Below are 15,387 nucleotides of genomic sequence, written 5' to 3'. Positions count from 1 at the left end.
TGTTAGGCGACGATAACGGCAAAAAGTGGTTTTTTCAATGAAACTCCCAAGGAGGAACGGGATGGATTTCCCCAGTATCGAGAAAGTCTTCCGCACCCTGGCCCTGCAGGCAGGTGATCGAATCATGGAGATTTACAATGCCGATGATTTCGAGGTGAAGGCAAAGTCGGACGAAAGCCCGGTGACCGAGGCCGATGAGGCCGCCGATGCCCTGATTTCAGCAGGGATCAGGTCGGCTTTCCCGGACATGGTTCTTGTGACCGAGGAACAGGCTGCCAGCCACGAGCAATCCGCCAGCAGTTTCATCATCGTCGATCCGCTGGACGGGACCAAGGAATTCATCAAACGCCGTGGCGACTTCACGGTGAACATCGCCCTTGTGCAGGACGGCGTGCCGATCCGTGGAGTCGTTTATGCGCCAGCCAAGGGGCGGTTGTTCTACACCGAGGCTGATGGTCGATCCGTCGAGGAAACCAAGCCGTTCGACACTGACAAAAAGGGCAACGTAGCCGCGATATCAGTCTCTAAACCGGACAATTCGGCTCTTCTGGTCGTCGCAAGCAAATCGCACCGGGATGCCGCGACAGATGCCTATATCGGCATGTACAATGTCGAAGACATGAAGAGCGCGGGGTCATCCCTCAAGTTCTGCCTGGTCGCAACGGGCGAGGCCGATCTCTACCCGCGTCTTGGCCGGACGATGGAATGGGACACGGCAGCGGGTGACGCGGTTCTGCGTGGTGCGGGGGGGCATGTGATCCGGTTCGACGATCACTCGCCCTTTACCTACGGCAAACCCGGATATGAGAACCCGTTCTTCATCGCCCATGCCCCGGGCGTCGATCTCAAGGCTGGCTGAATGACCACTGTTTGCATCATCCCCGCACGCTATGCGTCGACCCGTTTTCCCGGCAAGCCGCTGGCAGAGCTGAAGGGTGCCACCGGCATGTCCCGCAGCCTGATCGAACGCAGCTGGCTGGCTGCGCAAGACGTTGATGGCGTGGACGCGGTCTACGTAGCGACGGACGATGATCGAATTCGCACGGCGGCTGAGGCGTTCGGCGCCGAGGTGCTGATGACATCGGACAGCTGCCGAAACGGCACCGAACGCTGTGCCGAAGCGCTGGGCATGCTGGGCGATGACGTGGACATGGTGGTGAACCTTCAAGGGGATGCACCGCTGACGCCCGCCTGGTTCCTGGAGGATCTGATCAATGGGCTGAAGGCTGCGCCGGACGCGGCGCTGGCCACGCCGGTTCTGTGCTGCGACGGGGAAACCCATTCGGCGCTTATGGCCGACCGGCATGCAGGGCGCGTTGGCGGTACGACGGCGGTTTTCGACGCCAATCGCCATGCGCTCTATTTTTCGAAAGAGGTTATCCCCTACACGGGCCGCATCTATCAGCGCGATGAACCTACCCCGGTGTTTCATCATGTCGGTGTCTATGCCTACCGGCCCGATGCCCTGAAGGCCTACCCGACCTGGCCCGTCGGGGCGCTGGAAACACTGGAAGGGCTGGAGCAGCTTAGGTTCCTGGAAAACGGCCACAATGTGCTGTGTGTCGAGGTCGAAGCGCGGGGCCGCAAGTTCTGGGAGCTGAACAACCCGGAAGACGTGCCGAGAATAGAGACCATGCTGGCCGAGATGGGGGCGCCTTGACAGACTGCCCGCCCGTCAGTGTCATTGTCGTCAGCCACGGGCGCCCCGCCCTGCTGCGCCGCGCGCTGATCGGGATCGGGCAGGTATTCTATCGTCCCTTCGAACTGGTCGTCGTGGCCGATGCGGCGGGTCTTGAAGCCATTGCCGATCTGCCCTTTGCCGCTCGCATCAAGACAGCGTCGCAGGACACCCCCAATATCTCTGCTGCACGCAACGCCGGGCTGGCACTGTCTTGCGGCCAGATCGTGGCCTTCATCGACGATGACGCGGTGCCAGAGCCTACATGGCTGACTCATCTCATTTCCCCTTTGTTAGACACTGATATTGCTGCCGCGACAGGCACTGTCCTGGGGCGGAACGGCATCAGCGTCCAGTGGGCCAATCGCGTCGTTGACCGGCTTGGAAGAGCGTTTCCTGCGCCCCCGGGTCCCTTGCCGGAAGGTCGCGCTGTCAAGCTGGAAGGCACGAATATGGCGATCCGCCGGGAGGTGGCTCTTGCGCTTGGAGGGTTCGACGAAGGGTTCGCGTTCTACCTTGATGAGACCGATCTTGCCTATCGTCTGATGTGCGCGGGTCACCGGGCTGTTCACGCGCCATTTGCCGCCGTTCACCATGGATACGCCGCCAGCGAACGCCGCACCGGGGACCGGGTACCGCTAAACCTGTTCGAAATCGGCCAAAGCAGCATGCACTATCTGCAGAAGCATGCCACTGGAGACGAAGTGGCAGAGGGCATTGCCTCGATCAGGGCGGAACAATCCGAACGGGTCGAACGGTTGGTAAACTCCGGCGCATTGACCGTGCAGGCCGGGGCCAAGCTGCTTGACGGGTTCGAAGCCGGGCTGGACGCAGGCAGAACGCTGTCCGTGTCCACCTTTGAAGCGAGTGGAACCGGCCCCGCCTTTCAGCCGCTTCTGTCCGCGCCCGCCCCGGAACCGGCTTTGCTGACGGGACGGTGGTTTTCGCGCCGGCGCCTGCAAGTGCAGGCGAAATCGCTTGCGCAGGATGGCAGGTCGGTCACGTTGATGATTTTCGATCATACCATGCGGGCGCATCGGGTGGTCTTCACCCCTCAAGGATACTGGCTGCAAAGCGGCGGTTTGTTCGGAAGATCGTCAAGAAATCAGCGGCTTTTCATGATCTGGTCACTTGGTAGGCGCATAAGGTCCGAAATCGAAAGGCTGAAAAAAATTCGCTGGATTTCCGATGCCCCTGAATGCAATACCGACGAGGTGTCATAAAGAGAGCGTTCAAAGGAACGAAGTTTGCCGCGATTGGCCCGTATTTTGGGGTCTGACGGCAGACAAGTAGGTTCCAACCTGTTGGAGACGAAGATGAAGAAAGTAACCAAAGCGATTTTTCCGGTGGCAGGACTAGGCACGCGTTTCCTGCCAGCGACCAAATCCATTCCGAAAGAGATCATGACGCTCGTCGACCGCCCGTTGATCCAGTACGCGATCGATGAAGCACGGGCAGCGGGCATTAAGGAGTTCATCTTTGTCACCTCCCGCGGGAAAAGCGCGCTTGAGGATTATTTCGACATCGCGCCCGAGCTGGAAAGCACCTTGCGTAAGAAGGGCAAGACCGAGCTTTTGCAGACTCTGAAGTCCACCAACATGGATTCCGGCCAGATTGCCTATATCCGCCAAAACAAGGCCATGGGCCTGGGCCACGCCGTGTGGTGCGCGCGGCGTTTGCTGGGGAACGAGCCGTTCGCGGTCATTCTGCCGGATGACGTGATCGCCGCGGAAAAGCCCTGTCTGCAACAGATGATCGAGGCGCATGAGGAAACCGGTGGCAACATGGTCGCCGCGATGGAGGTTCCCCCCGAGATGACGTCGTCCTACGGGGTGCTCGACATTCGCGACGACATGGGATCGGTCGTATCGGTCAAGGGCATGGTCGAAAAGCCGGACATCCAGGATGCCCCGTCGAATCTGGCGGTTATCGGTCGGTATATCCTGACGCCCGACATCATGCGCAACCTTAACCGTGCAAAATCGGGCGCAGGAGGAGAGATCCAGTTGACCGACGCGATTGCCGAGGAGATCAAGGCATCGGACAACGTCTATGGCTTCCGTTTCCGTGGTCAGCGCTATGATTGCGGGTCCAAGGCAGGATTCTTGCAGGCGACCGTGGCCTTCGGTCTGGCACGTGACGATCTGCGCGACGAGTTTTCCCAGTTTCTCGACCAGATGTCGGCGACGAAGAACGCAGCCCAGTAACCTATGATCGGGCCCGCCCTGTGTCTTGACCTGACGCGGCTGTTGTCCCGCGTCGGGCGAGGTCAGTTGACGGGCGTTGATCGCGTCGAACGCGCTTATGCGGATTGGGTTCTTGAGACGGACACAGACCCCCGGTTTCTGGTGCGTAGCTCTCGCGGGTATATCCTGTTCGGGGTAGAGGGTGCGCGGGCGTTTCTGAACGCGCTTGACGGCAAATCGGACTGGCCTCCGCCTGATCTGCTGTCACGTCTGACCGGCAAGTCGGATCTGCTGCGACATCGGGCCGAGGCTTTGCTGCGTCGCCATGCCATTGCCCGCTGCCTGCACGCCAACCTGTTTCGACTGTTGTCCCAACACCTGCGGGAAGACACGACCTATCTGAATGTCGGTCACAGCAACCTGTCCGAGGACTGTCTACGGGCCTTTCGGGCCAACCCGGATGTGCAGGTCGCCGTGCTGCTGCACGATGCCATTCCTCTGGATCATCCGGAATTCTCTCGTCCAGAGATACCAGGGCATTTTCACAAGATGCTAACGGCCAGCCAGGACCATGCAAATCTGATCATCTGCAACTCGGAGGACACAAGACGACAACTTGTGCGGCATATGAGCCCGGACATGGCCTTCGTCACGGCCCATCTTGGCCTGCCCGATCGCGTGGAGAAAGAGCCGTTATCGCTTGGTTTAGACCCTGATACTCCGCGATTTGTGTGTCTTGGCACCATTGAGCCCCGTAAGAACCACCAGCTGTTGCTGGATGTCTGGGCGATGCTGCCCGAATCTGGTCGCCCGCATCTGCATATTGTTGGCCAGAGGGGATGGGCATCGGAGGAATTCTTTCAACGGCTCGACACCCACCCGCTGCGTGGAACTGCGATCTTTGAACACAGCGACCTGAGCGATGGTCAGGTGCGGACCCTGTTGGAGGGGTCGCATGGGCTGCTGTTTCCAACGCTGGCAGAGGGTTTCGGCTATCCCCCGCTGGAGGCCGCGCGGCTTGGGGTGTTGCCAATCTGCTCGGACCTTCCGGTGTTGCGCGAAACCGTTAACGATTGCGCCGTTTACCTTGACCCTCAGGACGCGTATTCTTGGCTGGAAACGATTAAGAAACGATCGGGGGATAGACTGGCGGACGAGATGCTGCCAGCGGCGAAGCTTCCGACGTGGCAGGCACATTTCGACACGGTTTCTGAGGCCCTTCAAAAGGCCCGGGCAGGGGACATGGTATGAAGGTGGTTCAGCGCTACAAGCTGCGCCTTGAACGTAAGCGGTTTCTGATCCGTGCCTGGCGCAAGGCGCGGGATCTTCTGCTTGTGGCAGACCGCACCGACCAGATCCGACCCAACGATGTTCTGTGCTTCGTCACCCTGCGAAACGAGCGAATCCGCCTGCCCTATTTCCTGCGCTACTATCGTGACAGGGGCGTGTCTCATTTCATCTTCGTGGATAATGACAGCACCGATGGCACACGCGAATACCTGGCCGGGCAGGGCGATTGTTCGGTCTGGACCACGCCCGCCAGCTACAAACGCTCCCGCTTCGGGATGGATTGGCTGAATTCGCTGTTGCGGGAATATGGTCATGGTCACTGGTGTGTCGTCGTCGACCCGGATGAGTTCCTAGTCTACCCGTTCTGCGACACGCGCCCTATCCCTGCGCTGACCGACTGGCTGGAAAGCAGCTCGATCAAGTCCTTTGGGGCGATGCTGCTGGACATGTACCCCAAGGGGCCGATCACGACGCAGCCTTATAGCGAGGGACAGAACCCGTTCGACATTGCCTGCTGGTTCGACAGCGGCAACTACATGATCAAGCGCAACTGGGATTTCGGCAATCTTTGGATTCAGGGTGGCCCACGGGCGCGCCTGTTCTTCCCGGACAATCCCGAACGCGCCCCGGCGCTGAACAAGATCCCGCTGGTGAAATGGGACAAGAACTATGCCTTTGCCAGCTCTACCCATATGTTGCTGCCGCGCGGGCTGAACCTCGTGTTCGATGAGTGGGGGGGTGAAAAGGCCTCTGGCGTATTGATGCATGCTAAGTTCCTCGACACCTTCACCACGAAGGCGCGGGAGGAACTGCAGCGCAAGCAGCACTACGCCAACAGTCACGAATACAAGGCCTATGCCGCCGGATTGCAGGAAGACCCGAACCTTTGGTGCAAATGGTCTGAACGCTTCATCAACTGGCGGCAGCTGGAAATCCTCGGGCTCATGTCCAAGGGGAACTGGGCATGAGCGTCGGGTTCGTCATGCTCTGCCATACGGCGCTGCATCGCGCGGCGCAGGTGGCGCGGCATTGGGCGGAACGGGATTGCCCGGTGGTGATCCACGTGGACAAACGCGTGTCGAATGAGGCGTATTCGGGTCTGAGATCTGATCTGTCTGACCTGCCGAACGTCAAATTCTGCGGGCGGCACAAATGCGAATGGGGCACCTGGTCTCTGGTCGCCGCATCGCAGACCGCGTCAGAAATGATGTTGGCCGAATTCCCCAATGTCAGACATGTTTTCCTGTCCAGCGGGTCCTGCCTGCCCTTGCGCCCGGTCGAGGAGCTCAAGGCCTATCTGGCGGCCCGTCCGCGCACCGACTTCATCGAAAGTGTCACGACGGAAGACGTGGAATGGACGGTGGACGGTCTGCATGCGGAACGGTTCCAGCTTAGGTTTCCCTTTTCGTGGAAACGTCACCGCAGGCTGTTCGACGGCTATGTGGAACTGCAGCGCAAGGTGGGCTTCAAGCGGACCATGCCGGACGACCTGGTCCCGCATCTGGGCAGCCAATGGTGGTGCCTGACCCGTCAGACACTGTCCGCCATCCTGCAAGACCCGTCACGCAAGGCCTATGACCGGTTCTTCAAACTGGTCTGGATTCCTGACGAAAGCTATTATCAGACACTGGTTCGCAAGTATTCGACCCATATCGAAAGCCGGTCGCTGACGCTCTCAAAATTCGATTTTCAGGGCAAACCCCATGTCTTCTATGATGACCACCTGCATCTGCTGCGGCGGTCGGATTGCTTCGTCGCGCGCAAGATCTGGCACAAGGCGGATTGGCTCTATGAAACCTTCCTGACCGATCAGGATCGCGGCACCGTCATGGCCGAACCCGCGCCGGGCAAAATCGACCGGGTCTTCGCCAAGGCGCTGGAACGACGAACGCGGGGGCGGGCGGGCATGTATATGCACAGCCGCTTCCCGAACCCTGACTGGGAAAATGGAAAGACCAGCGCGCCCTATTCGGTCTTTCAGGGGTTCAACGACCTCTTCGAGAATTTCGAACCGTGGCTGGCCCGCCGTCTTGGCACGCGGGTGCATGGCAACCTGTTCGACCCCGTGCGCGTGCGGTTTTCGGGCGATGCGGATGTCTATGCAGGCTGCTTGTCCTCGGCCGCCGCCATTCGCGACTATGACCCTGAACATTTCCTGACCAGCCTGATCTGGAACACGCGGGGCGAACGTCAGGTGTTTCAGTTCAGCCCGCGCGACGAACAGCGGATCGGGGCGTTCCTCGCCTCTGACGGGAATGCGCAGATCTCGGTTGTGACAGGGGCCTGGGCGGTGCCGCTGTTCAACTCGAATCAGGATTTCCACACGATCCGAAAGACGGCAGCCCTGCTGCAAAAGCAGGAAATCGACTTCGTCAACATTCTGCGCCGGGTGCAGACACGGGCGGAGGTGAAGATCTGGTCCCTGGCGGAATTCGTCGAAGAGCCGATGGAAAACCTGCAATCAATCCTCGATGCCATCGGTGGCCCGTCCTCCGGTGCGCGCATAACCGAGGCGCCGCGCATGGTCGATCTGTCGGGATTTGGTCAGTTCCTGCAAAATCTGAAGAACCAGGGGATGAACCCGCATGTCACGGGTGACTTCCCCGTCAACCAGCCCGGAATGCAACCCAGGTCGGGCGGGTCCCGGCCCTATCTTGTCAGGTAACCCATGTCCGACCGTTTCGATGCCTTCGTGATCTTTGCCGAAATGCGGACGGGCTCGAACTATCTGGAGGCGACGCTGAACGATCTGCCCGATCTGAATTGTCTGGGCGAGGTCTATAACCCGACCTTCATGGGCCATCACAATACGTTCGAGATGCATGGTGTCGACATGGACCGGCGCGAGGAAAAGCCGCTCGCCCTGTTGGATGCCATCCTTGGGAATGCGGGCGACTCCCTACCGGGCTTTCGGTTCTTCCACGACCATGATCCGCGCGTGTTGGACCGTATCCTGCCCGATCCGCGCATTGCCAAGGTGATCCTGACCCGTAATCCGCTGGAAAGCTATGTCAGCCGCCGGATCGCGACTGAAACCGGTCAGTGGCGCCTGACGGATATGAAGCACCAGAAAAGCGCCAAAGTGGAGTTCCGCTTGTGGGAGTTCGAGACGATGCTGGAAGACCTGCAATCGTTCCAGATCCGGCTGCAACGCGGGCTGCAAACCTCCGGGCAGGCGGCGTTCTATATTCGATATGAAGACATCAACGATGTGGAGGTCGTGAACGGCTTGGCGCGGTTCCTGGGGTCGAGCCATGCGTTGGAGGCGACGAACTCGAAGCTGAAAAAGCAGAACCCGAGCGATCTGAGCCAGAAGGTGGAAAACTACGACCACATGGTCCGGTCGTTGGCCAAGCTGGACCGGTTTGATCTGAGCAAAACCCCCAATTTCGAGCCTCCGCGTCATCCCGGCGTGCCGGGCTTCGTTTTGATGCCGGACACCGGGTTGATGTTCATGCCAATCCGCGGCGCGGCGGTGGACCCTGTCAGGGATTGGATGGCGGGGCTGGAGGGTATCAGCGCGGACAAGCTGCTGACCGGGCTAAAGCAGAGGGACATCCGCCAATGGATGCGCAAACATCCGGGCCACCGCAGCTTTACTGTCCTGCGTCACCCGCTGGAACGCGCCTATCACGTATTCAACAGCTGCATTCTGCCCACAGACAGGCCTGCCTATGCCAATATCCGGCGGGTACTGAAGAATCGCTATAACCTTCCCATTCCCAAGGACGGGCTGATCCCCGGCTACTATGCCGACCAGCACAAGGAGGCGTTCATCGCCTTTCTGAATTTCCTGAAAGGGAACCTTGCCGGACAGACCAGCCTGAAGGTGGAACAGATCTTCGCGTCACAGACGGCACTGATTCAGGGCATGGCCAATTTCGCGCTACCCGACCGCATCTTGCGGGAAGAGGAGCTGATCGAAGAACTGCCGAAGCTGGCCAAAGCGCAGGGGCGCGATGGCGCAGAGTTCGACATGGCCTTGCCAGAGGAGCCTTTCCCGCTGGCAGAGATCAACGACAGTGAGATCGAGTCGCTGATCTTCGACATCTATCGCAAGGATTTCCTGAATTTCGGCTTCCAGACCTGGGAGCCTTAGGCCGCCTGCGTCGCGCGTGCCTCGGTCAGCAAGGTATGCAGCGTCGCCGCGTCTGAATTGGCCCGCAGTTTTTCACACAGGACCGGGTCGCGCAGGGTGCGAGAGACAAGCGCCAGTGCCTTGAGATGCTCGGTTCCCGCTTCCTCTGGTGCGAACAGCGCAAAAACCAGGTCGACAGGCTGGCGGTCCACGGCGTCGAAATCCACAGGTCGATCCAGCTTGATGAACGCGCCCTGTACCCCGGTCAGGCCGGACAGGCGGGCATGCGGCAGGGCAACACCCTTGCCGAAGCCGGTCGGCCCAAGGCTTTCGCGTTCCAGCAGGGCCGACGTGATGTCCGTCATCGACAGCCCCGTCAGTGGCGCGGCTACATCGGCCACGGCCTGAATCAGCCGCTTCTTACTGGTGACATCAGCGATGATACGAACCGCTGTCGGGCTCAATAGTGACGCAAGATCCATGAAACCGTCCCGGTCTGGGGCCGCGCTTGCGCCCGGCCCCTGTTGCTTCTGTTAACGGGGGTCAATCCAGCCGACATTCCCATCTTCGCGGCGGTAGACCACATTCAACCCGTCGTGTCCCTCGTTTCGGAAAATCAGAACAGGCGAGCCGGAAATTTCCATCTGCATCACCGCTTCACCAACCGAAAGGGACGGAATTTTCGTCTCCATCTCGGCAATGATCATCGGCTGCAGCGATTCCGGTTCGTCCTCATCCCCATGGTCCGAGCCCGCGAGGATATACGAGGAACCTGCGAAGGTTTCAACGGGTTCTGAGCGCTTGATGTGATGGTCTTTCAGGCGGCGCTTGTAGCGACGCAGTTGCTTTTCCATCTTCTCTGCGCATTGGTCGAAGGATGCGTAGATTTCATGGTCGGCGGCTTTTGCCGACGCGGTCAACCCGGTCGACAGGTGGATGGTGGCTTCGCAGACATGCTCGTGGCCACTGCGCGAGAACACGATATTCGCGTCGGTCGGGCGTTCAGCGTATTTTTCCACGACGGCGCCAAGGCTGTCCTTCACATGGGTTTGCAAGGCGTCGCCGATATCGATTTGTTTTCCGCTGATCTGGTAGCGCATAGGACCTCCTTAAATGCAAACGGCCGACGCGGGGATGGGTCCCCGGCCGGCCGTTGGTCAGTGCGGCGATGTAACGAAAATGCCTGCCCGAAGTTTGCTTGCATTTGTCGGCCCGGTGGGTCCGGCGATGTGCAGTGCAAGATCGGGAACGCTTTCGTACATCCCCACCATTTGGCGCTGAATCGGGGCGATCTGTCAACGACAACTCGACGTGATCCGACCGTTGGCAAAGATCAACTGATGCGGAAACTGTGGCCCAGATAGACCCGGCGGACGTTCTCGTCTCGCACCACTTCCTCGGCGGTGCCGCTCATCAACATGGTGCCGTCATGAAGGATATAGGCGCGGTCCACGATTTCGAGCGTTTCGCGCACGTTGTGATCGGTGATCAAGACACCGATCCCCCGTTTTTTAAGGTCGGACACCAGCGCGCGTATTTCGGATACCGCAATCGGATCGACGCCTGCAAAGGGCTCATCGAGCAACAAGTAACGGGGGTTCGAGGCAAGGCAACGGGCGATCTCGGCGCGGCGGCGCTCACCCCCGGACAGGGACAGCGCAGGGGCCGCGCGCAGATGGGTGATGGAAAATTCCGACAGCAGTTCTTCCAGCCGTTCATGTCGCTTGTGGCGGTCTTTTTCCACCACTTCGAGAATCGCCGTGATGTTTTCCTCGACCGTCAGACCGCGAAAGATCGACATTTCCTGTGGCAGATAGCCGATGCCAGCCTTGGCGCGGCGATACATCGGTAGATAGGTGATGTCCTGTCCGTCCAGAATGACCTTGCCGCCTTCTGGTGCGACCAGACCGGCAATCGAATAGAAACAGGTGGTCTTGCCCGATCCGTTCGGCCCGAGAAGGGCCACAACTTCGCCCCGGTCCAATGTCATGGTCACGTCGCGGATTACCGGGCGGCGCTTGTAGCTTTTACGCAGATTGGTGACGCGCAGGCCCTGTTGGCCCTGTTCCATCACAAGATCGGGCCGGTCTGCCATCCGTTACTGCCCCGCAGGTTGCAGGATGGTGCGCACCCGGCCCTCGACGGTGCCGTTACCGGTGTTGAGGTCGATATTCAGCCGGTCACCGGCAATCGTGGTACGCCCTTGCGTCACCAGGACATCGCCCGACAGGAACACGTGACCGGTGTCGACCGAGTACTCCGCCTGTGCGCCTTCCGCAGCGTCCTGTCCGCGCGTGAGCAGCACGCCGCCAGTGGCCAGAACCTGCTGGATCTGCTGCGTGTCGCCTGTGCCGTAGATGACAGACACCTCGCCCGCCGCCATCCTCAGATCCCCCTGGATCACGATGACATTGCCGGAAAACACCGCATTTCCCGTCGTTTGATCCACGCTGAGGCTGTCGGACGTCACCTCGATCGGCTGGTTGGCGTCATGCGACACCCCCCCGAATCCGATGGATGTTTGTGCCGAGATCGGCAAAGCGGAAAGGCAAGCCACGCAAAGGGCAATGAGAAAGGCGCGCATGAAAGCTCCGTTAACTTCCGGGCTCGTATAGCACCCGAACACCGTCATTAAAAAGGACTACGTCGTTTCCATCAACCGCGCTGATTCGCATTGATCCGGCTGTCAGGGACAAACCGGGGCCGGTGACCAGCACATTTCCCGGCGCAACGGCGCTGGATGTGCCCATGTCGAAATGCAGAACCTCTGTATTCAGGCGTAGTCCGGTGGTGGTCGTCAACTGTACCTCGTCCCCCAGATCGGCGGCCTCGTTGCGCAGGTCAAACTGCCCGCTGCCTGCCACGATCAGCAGGATGGACTCAGCGTTCAGGTCAATGCGGGCCTCGATGGTTTCGGCATCCAGCATGTTGGGGTTGGTCAGCCTTGGCACCACGCGCGCGGCGGTGAAGATCACTTCGCGCCCATCCGACATGGTGCCGGCAAAGCGCGGCTGACCAAGGCTTTGTTCGCGGGCCAGTTCCTCCACATCCACTTCCGCGAAGGGGATGGCGCGGTTCGGATCCGGGGCGCGGGAGAACAGGAACAGGGTCGACAGCAGCGCCAGTGCCAGAAGCGGCAGGATCACCTTTACCCAGGCGACAACACGCGAATAGGTGTTGGGCGCGGCCATGTCCGTCCCCTCAGTGAGAGAAGATGTCGATCTCGGGCCAGCCCGCAAGATCCAGCTTGGCACGGGTGGGCAGGAAATCGAAACAGGCCTGGGCGATCTCGGTCCGGCCTTCGCGGTCCAGCCTTGTCTCGAAAATTTCCTTCAGCCGGTGCAGGTACAGCACGTCCGACGCGGCATAGGTCATTTGCGCATCGGTCAGCTTCGGCGCGCCCCAGTCAGAGCTTTGCTGCATCTTGGAAATGTCGACGTTCAACAGCTCCTGACACAGGTTCCGCAACCCATGGCGGTCGGTATAGGTGCGCACCAGCTTCGACGCGATCTTGGTGCAGAAAACCGGTGCGGCCAGCGCGCCGAAGGCGTGATACATTGCGGCAATGTCGAAGCGCCCGAAATGGAAGAGTTTCAGAACTTCGGGGTCTTCTAGCATCCGGGCGAGGTTCGGGGCTTTGGTTCGGCCCTTTTCGACCTGCACCAGATGCGCGTGACCATCCCCGCCTGACATCTGCACCAGACAAAGCCGGTCGCGCTGCGGGTTCAGACCCATCGTTTCGCAGTCGATAGCCACAACCGGCCCAAGGTCCAGCCCGTCGGGAAGGTCGTTCTTGTAAAGATGGATCGTCATCGTCTTCCCCTGATCAATCGCAGGCCGGGCCGCAGCTACCCCATGTTTCTCTGGCTGGGTTCATGTCACCTTTCGGAAAGATAGGCAACTTGGGGCGGGCTTGCCAATCGCACACGGTGTAATGGCGGTATCCGGCCTAGCCAGCCGTTACAGCTACGCCCCTTTGCCAGACCGTTGCCGGCCCTGTGCCATCGAGTTCAATGTGCAGGAAATCCGCCGAAACGCCGGGTTCGAGGCGTCCCAAACCTGTGCTGTCGCCAATAACAGAGGCCGGAATGGAGGTTGCCATGGCAAGTGCACCTGCCGGATCGGCAAAGCCCCATCCGATCAGGTTCCGAATGGCTGTCAGCTGGTCCAGATCCGCTCCGGCCAAAGTGCCGTCCTCCAGCGTCAGCCGGCCCTCTCTGCGCAGAACCTTGCGCCCGCCAAGATGAAATTCTGTCAGGTCGGATCCGGCAACGGCCATCGCGTCGCTGACAAGGAAGATTCTTCCCGGACCTGCCTTGGCCCGTAAGGCAATTCCAATACTGTCGGGGTGCGCGTGAATACCATCGGCGATCAGACCCGCTGAGAGTTCCGGCTGGCAGATCGCGCTGCCCACCAGACCCGGTTCGCGATTGCCAAGCTGGCTCATGGCGTTGAACAGGTGGGTCACGCAGGTGGCCCCGGCGTCCACGGCCTCCTGCACCTGCGCGGCGCTTGCTTGCGTGTGGCCAAGCGAGATGATCAGCCCCGCGTTGGTCAATTGCCGGATCTGGGCCGGGGTCACATTCTCGACTGCAACGGTCATTTTTAGAACCGGCAATCGGTGCGCACCGTCGATCAGGATTTCGACATCCCGATCGGTCATGGGGCGGATGAACCGCGCCTCATGCGCACCCTTGCGGGCAACCGACAGGTGCGGCCCCTCCAGGTGCAGTCCGGCGATGCCGGGAATGTCGGCGGCAATGGCGGCCTCGACCGCGTTGATGGCGGCAATCGTCTTCTCGGGCGCATCGGTGATCAGCGTTGGCAGGATGGAGGTTGCGCCAAGCGTGGCATGGGCGCGGGCGATGCGGCGCAGGGCATCGACGGACTGGTCATCGTTCAGCATCACCCCGCCGCCGCCATTGACTTGCAGGTCTACAAAGCCCGGTGCGAGCAGACCACCGGGAAGGCTACGGCGGGGGATTGTGTCATCCAGATCGCCTGTTGGGACAATCGCCAAGATCCGGCCGCGTTCCACGATCAGCGCGCTGTCTGATTGAAAGGCCGCGCCATCGAAAATGCGAGGACAGAGATAGGCTGTGCGATGCTCCGTCATACGGTTTCCGTTACTTTGCGCAGATGGCGCGGTGTGTCGGGGTTGATGCCCCGATCTGCCGCGACCCGCTCGACCATCGTATAGAAGGACACCATAAGCGCGATTGCATCCGTCAGCGCGTGGCCCGTGCGCACATGCGGCAGTTGCGTGGCGCCAGACGGCTGATCGGAGGTCAGAAACACGCTGGCTCCTTTCGCGGCCAGATTGTCCGCGACCTGAACCACTGACGCCTCTGCCGCATCACCCACGGCGAAGCACAGCACGGGGAACCCTTCCTCGACGATGGAAACCGGGCCATGCAATACCTCTGCCGCCGAATAGCTTTCGGCGTGGATCTGGCAGGTTTCCTTGAACTTGAGCGCGGCCTCATTTGACATGGCCCAGGACGGCCCACGCCCGAGCGTGAAGAGCGATTTCTTCTGTCCGATGGCGCGGCGCAGGTTCGGCCAATCCAGCCAGACGGCACGTTCCAGATGGGTGGGCAGGTCTTTCAGGGCGGAAAGCAAAGTGTCATTGCCGGACCAGTGGGCCAGCAGCAGCAGGCCGGACACGGCAGAGGTCACAAAGGTCTTGGTCGCCGCGACGCTGCGTTCAGGGCCAGCGAAGATGTCGATTGTATGGGCCGATGCCTGCGCCAGTGGCGACGCGGGGTCGTTGGTGATGGCCACCGTCAAGGCGCCGCCCTTGCCAGCCCCTTTGGCCATGGACACGATATCGGGGCTTTTTCCCGATTGAGAGACAGAGAGGCACAGACCACCGGCCAGTTTCAGATCGGCCCCGTAGATCGAGGCAACCGAAGGCCCGATAGAGGCCACGGGCAGGCCAAGTTCCAGCTCGATCGCGTATTTCAGGAAGGTACAGACATGGTCAGACGACCCGCGCGCCACGGTGACCACGAAACGGGGGTCGGCAGCACGGGCGGCGTCCGCGATGGCGGCGATACCGGCCGATTTCTCGGCCACCAGACGGGCGACGACCTGCGGAATCTCCAGGATTTCCCGGCGCATCTGGGTGGACTGATGGGTCATGGTTTGATTGC

The 15,387-nt window shown here is 60.3% G+C and carries 16 protein-coding genes; 8 read left to right on the top strand and 8 right to left on the bottom strand.

Annotated elements, in window-relative coordinates:
- The first annotated feature begins 61 nt into the window (after positions 1-61).
- The 8 genes from cysQ (at position 62) to ACOOEX_RS19500 (ending at position 9,253) form a co-directional block, all read left to right on the top strand.
- Complete coding sequence (cysQ, locus tag ACOOEX_RS19535; RefSeq protein WP_420396391.1) at positions 62-859, top strand: 3'(2'),5'-bisphosphate nucleotidase CysQ; 798 nt, start codon at positions 62-64, stop codon at positions 857-859.
- Positions 860-1,660, top strand: a complete 801-nt coding sequence (locus ACOOEX_RS19530) for a 3-deoxy-manno-octulosonate cytidylyltransferase (protein ID WP_420396390.1) — start codon at positions 860-862, stop codon at positions 1,658-1,660.
- Positions 1,657-2,901, top strand: coding sequence for a glycosyltransferase family 2 protein (locus ACOOEX_RS19525; RefSeq protein WP_420396389.1), 1,245 nt, complete (start codon positions 1,657-1,659; stop codon positions 2,899-2,901). Before ACOOEX_RS19530 ends, ACOOEX_RS19525 begins: the two co-directional genes overlap by 4 nt.
- Before the next feature lie 93 nt (positions 2,902-2,994).
- Complete coding sequence (galU, locus tag ACOOEX_RS19520) at positions 2,995-3,885, top strand: UTP--glucose-1-phosphate uridylyltransferase GalU (RefSeq protein WP_420398393.1); 891 nt, start codon at positions 2,995-2,997, stop codon at positions 3,883-3,885.
- 3 nt (positions 3,886-3,888) lie between these two features.
- Positions 3,889-5,115 (top strand): glycosyltransferase family 4 protein, encoded by a 1,227-nt coding sequence (locus tag ACOOEX_RS19515; RefSeq protein ID WP_420396388.1) that lies wholly within the window; start codon positions 3,889-3,891, stop codon positions 5,113-5,115.
- On the top strand, positions 5,112-6,122 hold the full coding sequence (locus ACOOEX_RS19510) for a glycosyltransferase family 2 protein (protein ID WP_420396387.1): 1,011 nt from the start codon (positions 5,112-5,114) through the stop codon (positions 6,120-6,122). Before ACOOEX_RS19515 ends, ACOOEX_RS19510 begins: the two co-directional genes overlap by 4 nt.
- Positions 6,119-7,819, top strand: a complete 1,701-nt coding sequence (locus tag ACOOEX_RS19505; RefSeq protein WP_420396386.1) for a beta-1,6-N-acetylglucosaminyltransferase — start codon at positions 6,119-6,121, stop codon at positions 7,817-7,819. Before ACOOEX_RS19510 ends, ACOOEX_RS19505 begins: the two co-directional genes overlap by 4 nt.
- Before the next feature lie 3 nt (positions 7,820-7,822).
- Positions 7,823-9,253, top strand: a complete 1,431-nt coding sequence (locus ACOOEX_RS19500; RefSeq protein ID WP_420396385.1) for a nodulation protein NodH — start codon at positions 7,823-7,825, stop codon at positions 9,251-9,253.
- On the opposite strand, the gene ACOOEX_RS19495 is transcribed toward ACOOEX_RS19500, so the two are convergent.
- The 8 genes from ACOOEX_RS19495 to ACOOEX_RS19460 all read right to left on the bottom strand — a co-directional run bounded on the left by ACOOEX_RS19495 (position 9,250) and on the right by ACOOEX_RS19460 (position 15,376).
- The gene (locus ACOOEX_RS19495; RefSeq protein WP_071691723.1) at positions 9,250-9,714 is read right to left on the bottom strand and encodes a PTS sugar transporter subunit IIA; all 465 of its coding nucleotides are present in this window, start codon (positions 9,712-9,714) and stop codon (positions 9,250-9,252) included. The two genes, ACOOEX_RS19500 and ACOOEX_RS19495, sit on opposite strands and share 4 nt — an antisense overlap.
- A 51-nt stretch (positions 9,715-9,765) precedes the next feature.
- Positions 9,766-10,332, bottom strand: a complete 567-nt coding sequence (hpf, locus tag ACOOEX_RS19490) for a ribosome hibernation-promoting factor, HPF/YfiA family (RefSeq protein WP_420396384.1) — start codon at positions 10,330-10,332, stop codon at positions 9,766-9,768.
- Positions 10,333-10,565: 233 nt separating this feature from the next.
- Positions 10,566-11,327, bottom strand: coding sequence for an LPS export ABC transporter ATP-binding protein (lptB, locus tag ACOOEX_RS19485; protein WP_071691725.1), 762 nt, complete (start codon positions 11,325-11,327; stop codon positions 10,566-10,568).
- Positions 11,328-11,330: 3 nt separating this feature from the next.
- Positions 11,331-11,816: a lipopolysaccharide transport periplasmic protein LptA gene (gene lptA / locus ACOOEX_RS19480; protein ID WP_306044446.1), complete on the bottom strand. Its 486-nt coding sequence runs from the start codon at positions 11,814-11,816 to the stop codon at positions 11,331-11,333.
- 10 nt (positions 11,817-11,826) lie between these two features.
- On the bottom strand, positions 11,827-12,423 hold the full coding sequence (locus ACOOEX_RS19475) for a hypothetical protein (protein WP_420396383.1): 597 nt from the start codon (positions 12,421-12,423) through the stop codon (positions 11,827-11,829).
- A 10-nt stretch (positions 12,424-12,433) separates the two neighbouring features.
- Positions 12,434-13,045: a ribonuclease D gene (locus tag ACOOEX_RS19470; protein ID WP_420396382.1), complete on the bottom strand. Its 612-nt coding sequence runs from the start codon at positions 13,043-13,045 to the stop codon at positions 12,434-12,436.
- 136 nt (positions 13,046-13,181) lie between these two features.
- Entirely contained in the window at positions 13,182-14,348 is a 1,167-nt protein-coding gene (gene nagA / locus ACOOEX_RS19465) for an N-acetylglucosamine-6-phosphate deacetylase (RefSeq protein ID WP_420396381.1), read from the bottom strand.
- Positions 14,345-15,376 (bottom strand): SIS domain-containing protein, encoded by a 1,032-nt coding sequence (locus tag ACOOEX_RS19460; protein WP_420396380.1) that lies wholly within the window; start codon positions 15,374-15,376, stop codon positions 14,345-14,347. Before ACOOEX_RS19460 ends, nagA begins: the two co-directional genes overlap by 4 nt.
- Between the last annotated feature and the right edge of the window lie 11 nt (positions 15,377-15,387).

Origin of the sequence: Nioella sp. (assembly GCF_965215655.1) — a bacterium.
Lineage (GTDB): Bacteria > Pseudomonadota > Alphaproteobacteria > Rhodobacterales > Rhodobacteraceae > Nioella.
This window is presented reverse-complemented; position numbering and strand designations above follow the sequence as displayed.

Bases quoted from the DNA above. Each gene is read 5' to 3' on its own strand.
- lptA (WP_306044446.1), bottom strand. From the start codon at position 11,816: ATGCGCGCCTTTCTCATTGCCCTTTGCGTGGCTTGCCTTTCCGCTTTG.
- ACOOEX_RS19515 (WP_420396388.1), top strand. From the start codon at position 3,889: ATGATCGGGCCCGCCCTGTGTCTTGACCTGACGCGGCTGTTGTCCCGC.
- ACOOEX_RS19510 (WP_420396387.1), top strand. From the start codon at position 5,112: ATGAAGGTGGTTCAGCGCTACAAGCTGCGCCTTGAACGTAAGCGGTTT.
- cysQ (WP_420396391.1), top strand. From the start codon at position 62: ATGGATTTCCCCAGTATCGAGAAAGTCTTCCGCACCCTGGCCCTGCAG.
- ACOOEX_RS19495 (WP_071691723.1), bottom strand. From the start codon at position 9,714: ATGGATCTTGCGTCACTATTGAGCCCGACAGCGGTTCGTATCATCGCT.
- ACOOEX_RS19505 (WP_420396386.1), top strand. From the start codon at position 6,119: ATGAGCGTCGGGTTCGTCATGCTCTGCCATACGGCGCTGCATCGCGCG.
- ACOOEX_RS19470 (WP_420396382.1), bottom strand. From the start codon at position 13,045: ATGACGATCCATCTTTACAAGAACGACCTTCCCGACGGGCTGGACCTT.
- nagA (WP_420396381.1), bottom strand. From the start codon at position 14,348: ATGACGGAGCATCGCACAGCCTATCTCTGTCCTCGCATTTTCGATGGC.
- hpf (WP_420396384.1), bottom strand. From the start codon at position 10,332: ATGCGCTACCAGATCAGCGGAAAACAAATCGATATCGGCGACGCCTTG.
- ACOOEX_RS19460 (WP_420396380.1), bottom strand. From the start codon at position 15,376: ATGACCCATCAGTCCACCCAGATGCGCCGGGAAATCCTGGAGATTCCG.
- ACOOEX_RS19475 (WP_420396383.1), bottom strand. From the start codon at position 12,423: ATGGCCGCGCCCAACACCTATTCGCGTGTTGTCGCCTGGGTAAAGGTG.
- lptB (WP_071691725.1), bottom strand. From the start codon at position 11,327: ATGGCAGACCGGCCCGATCTTGTGATGGAACAGGGCCAACAGGGCCTG.
- galU (WP_420398393.1), top strand. From the start codon at position 2,995: ATGAAGAAAGTAACCAAAGCGATTTTTCCGGTGGCAGGACTAGGCACG.
- ACOOEX_RS19500 (WP_420396385.1), top strand. From the start codon at position 7,823: ATGTCCGACCGTTTCGATGCCTTCGTGATCTTTGCCGAAATGCGGACG.
- ACOOEX_RS19530 (WP_420396390.1), top strand. From the start codon at position 860: ATGACCACTGTTTGCATCATCCCCGCACGCTATGCGTCGACCCGTTTT.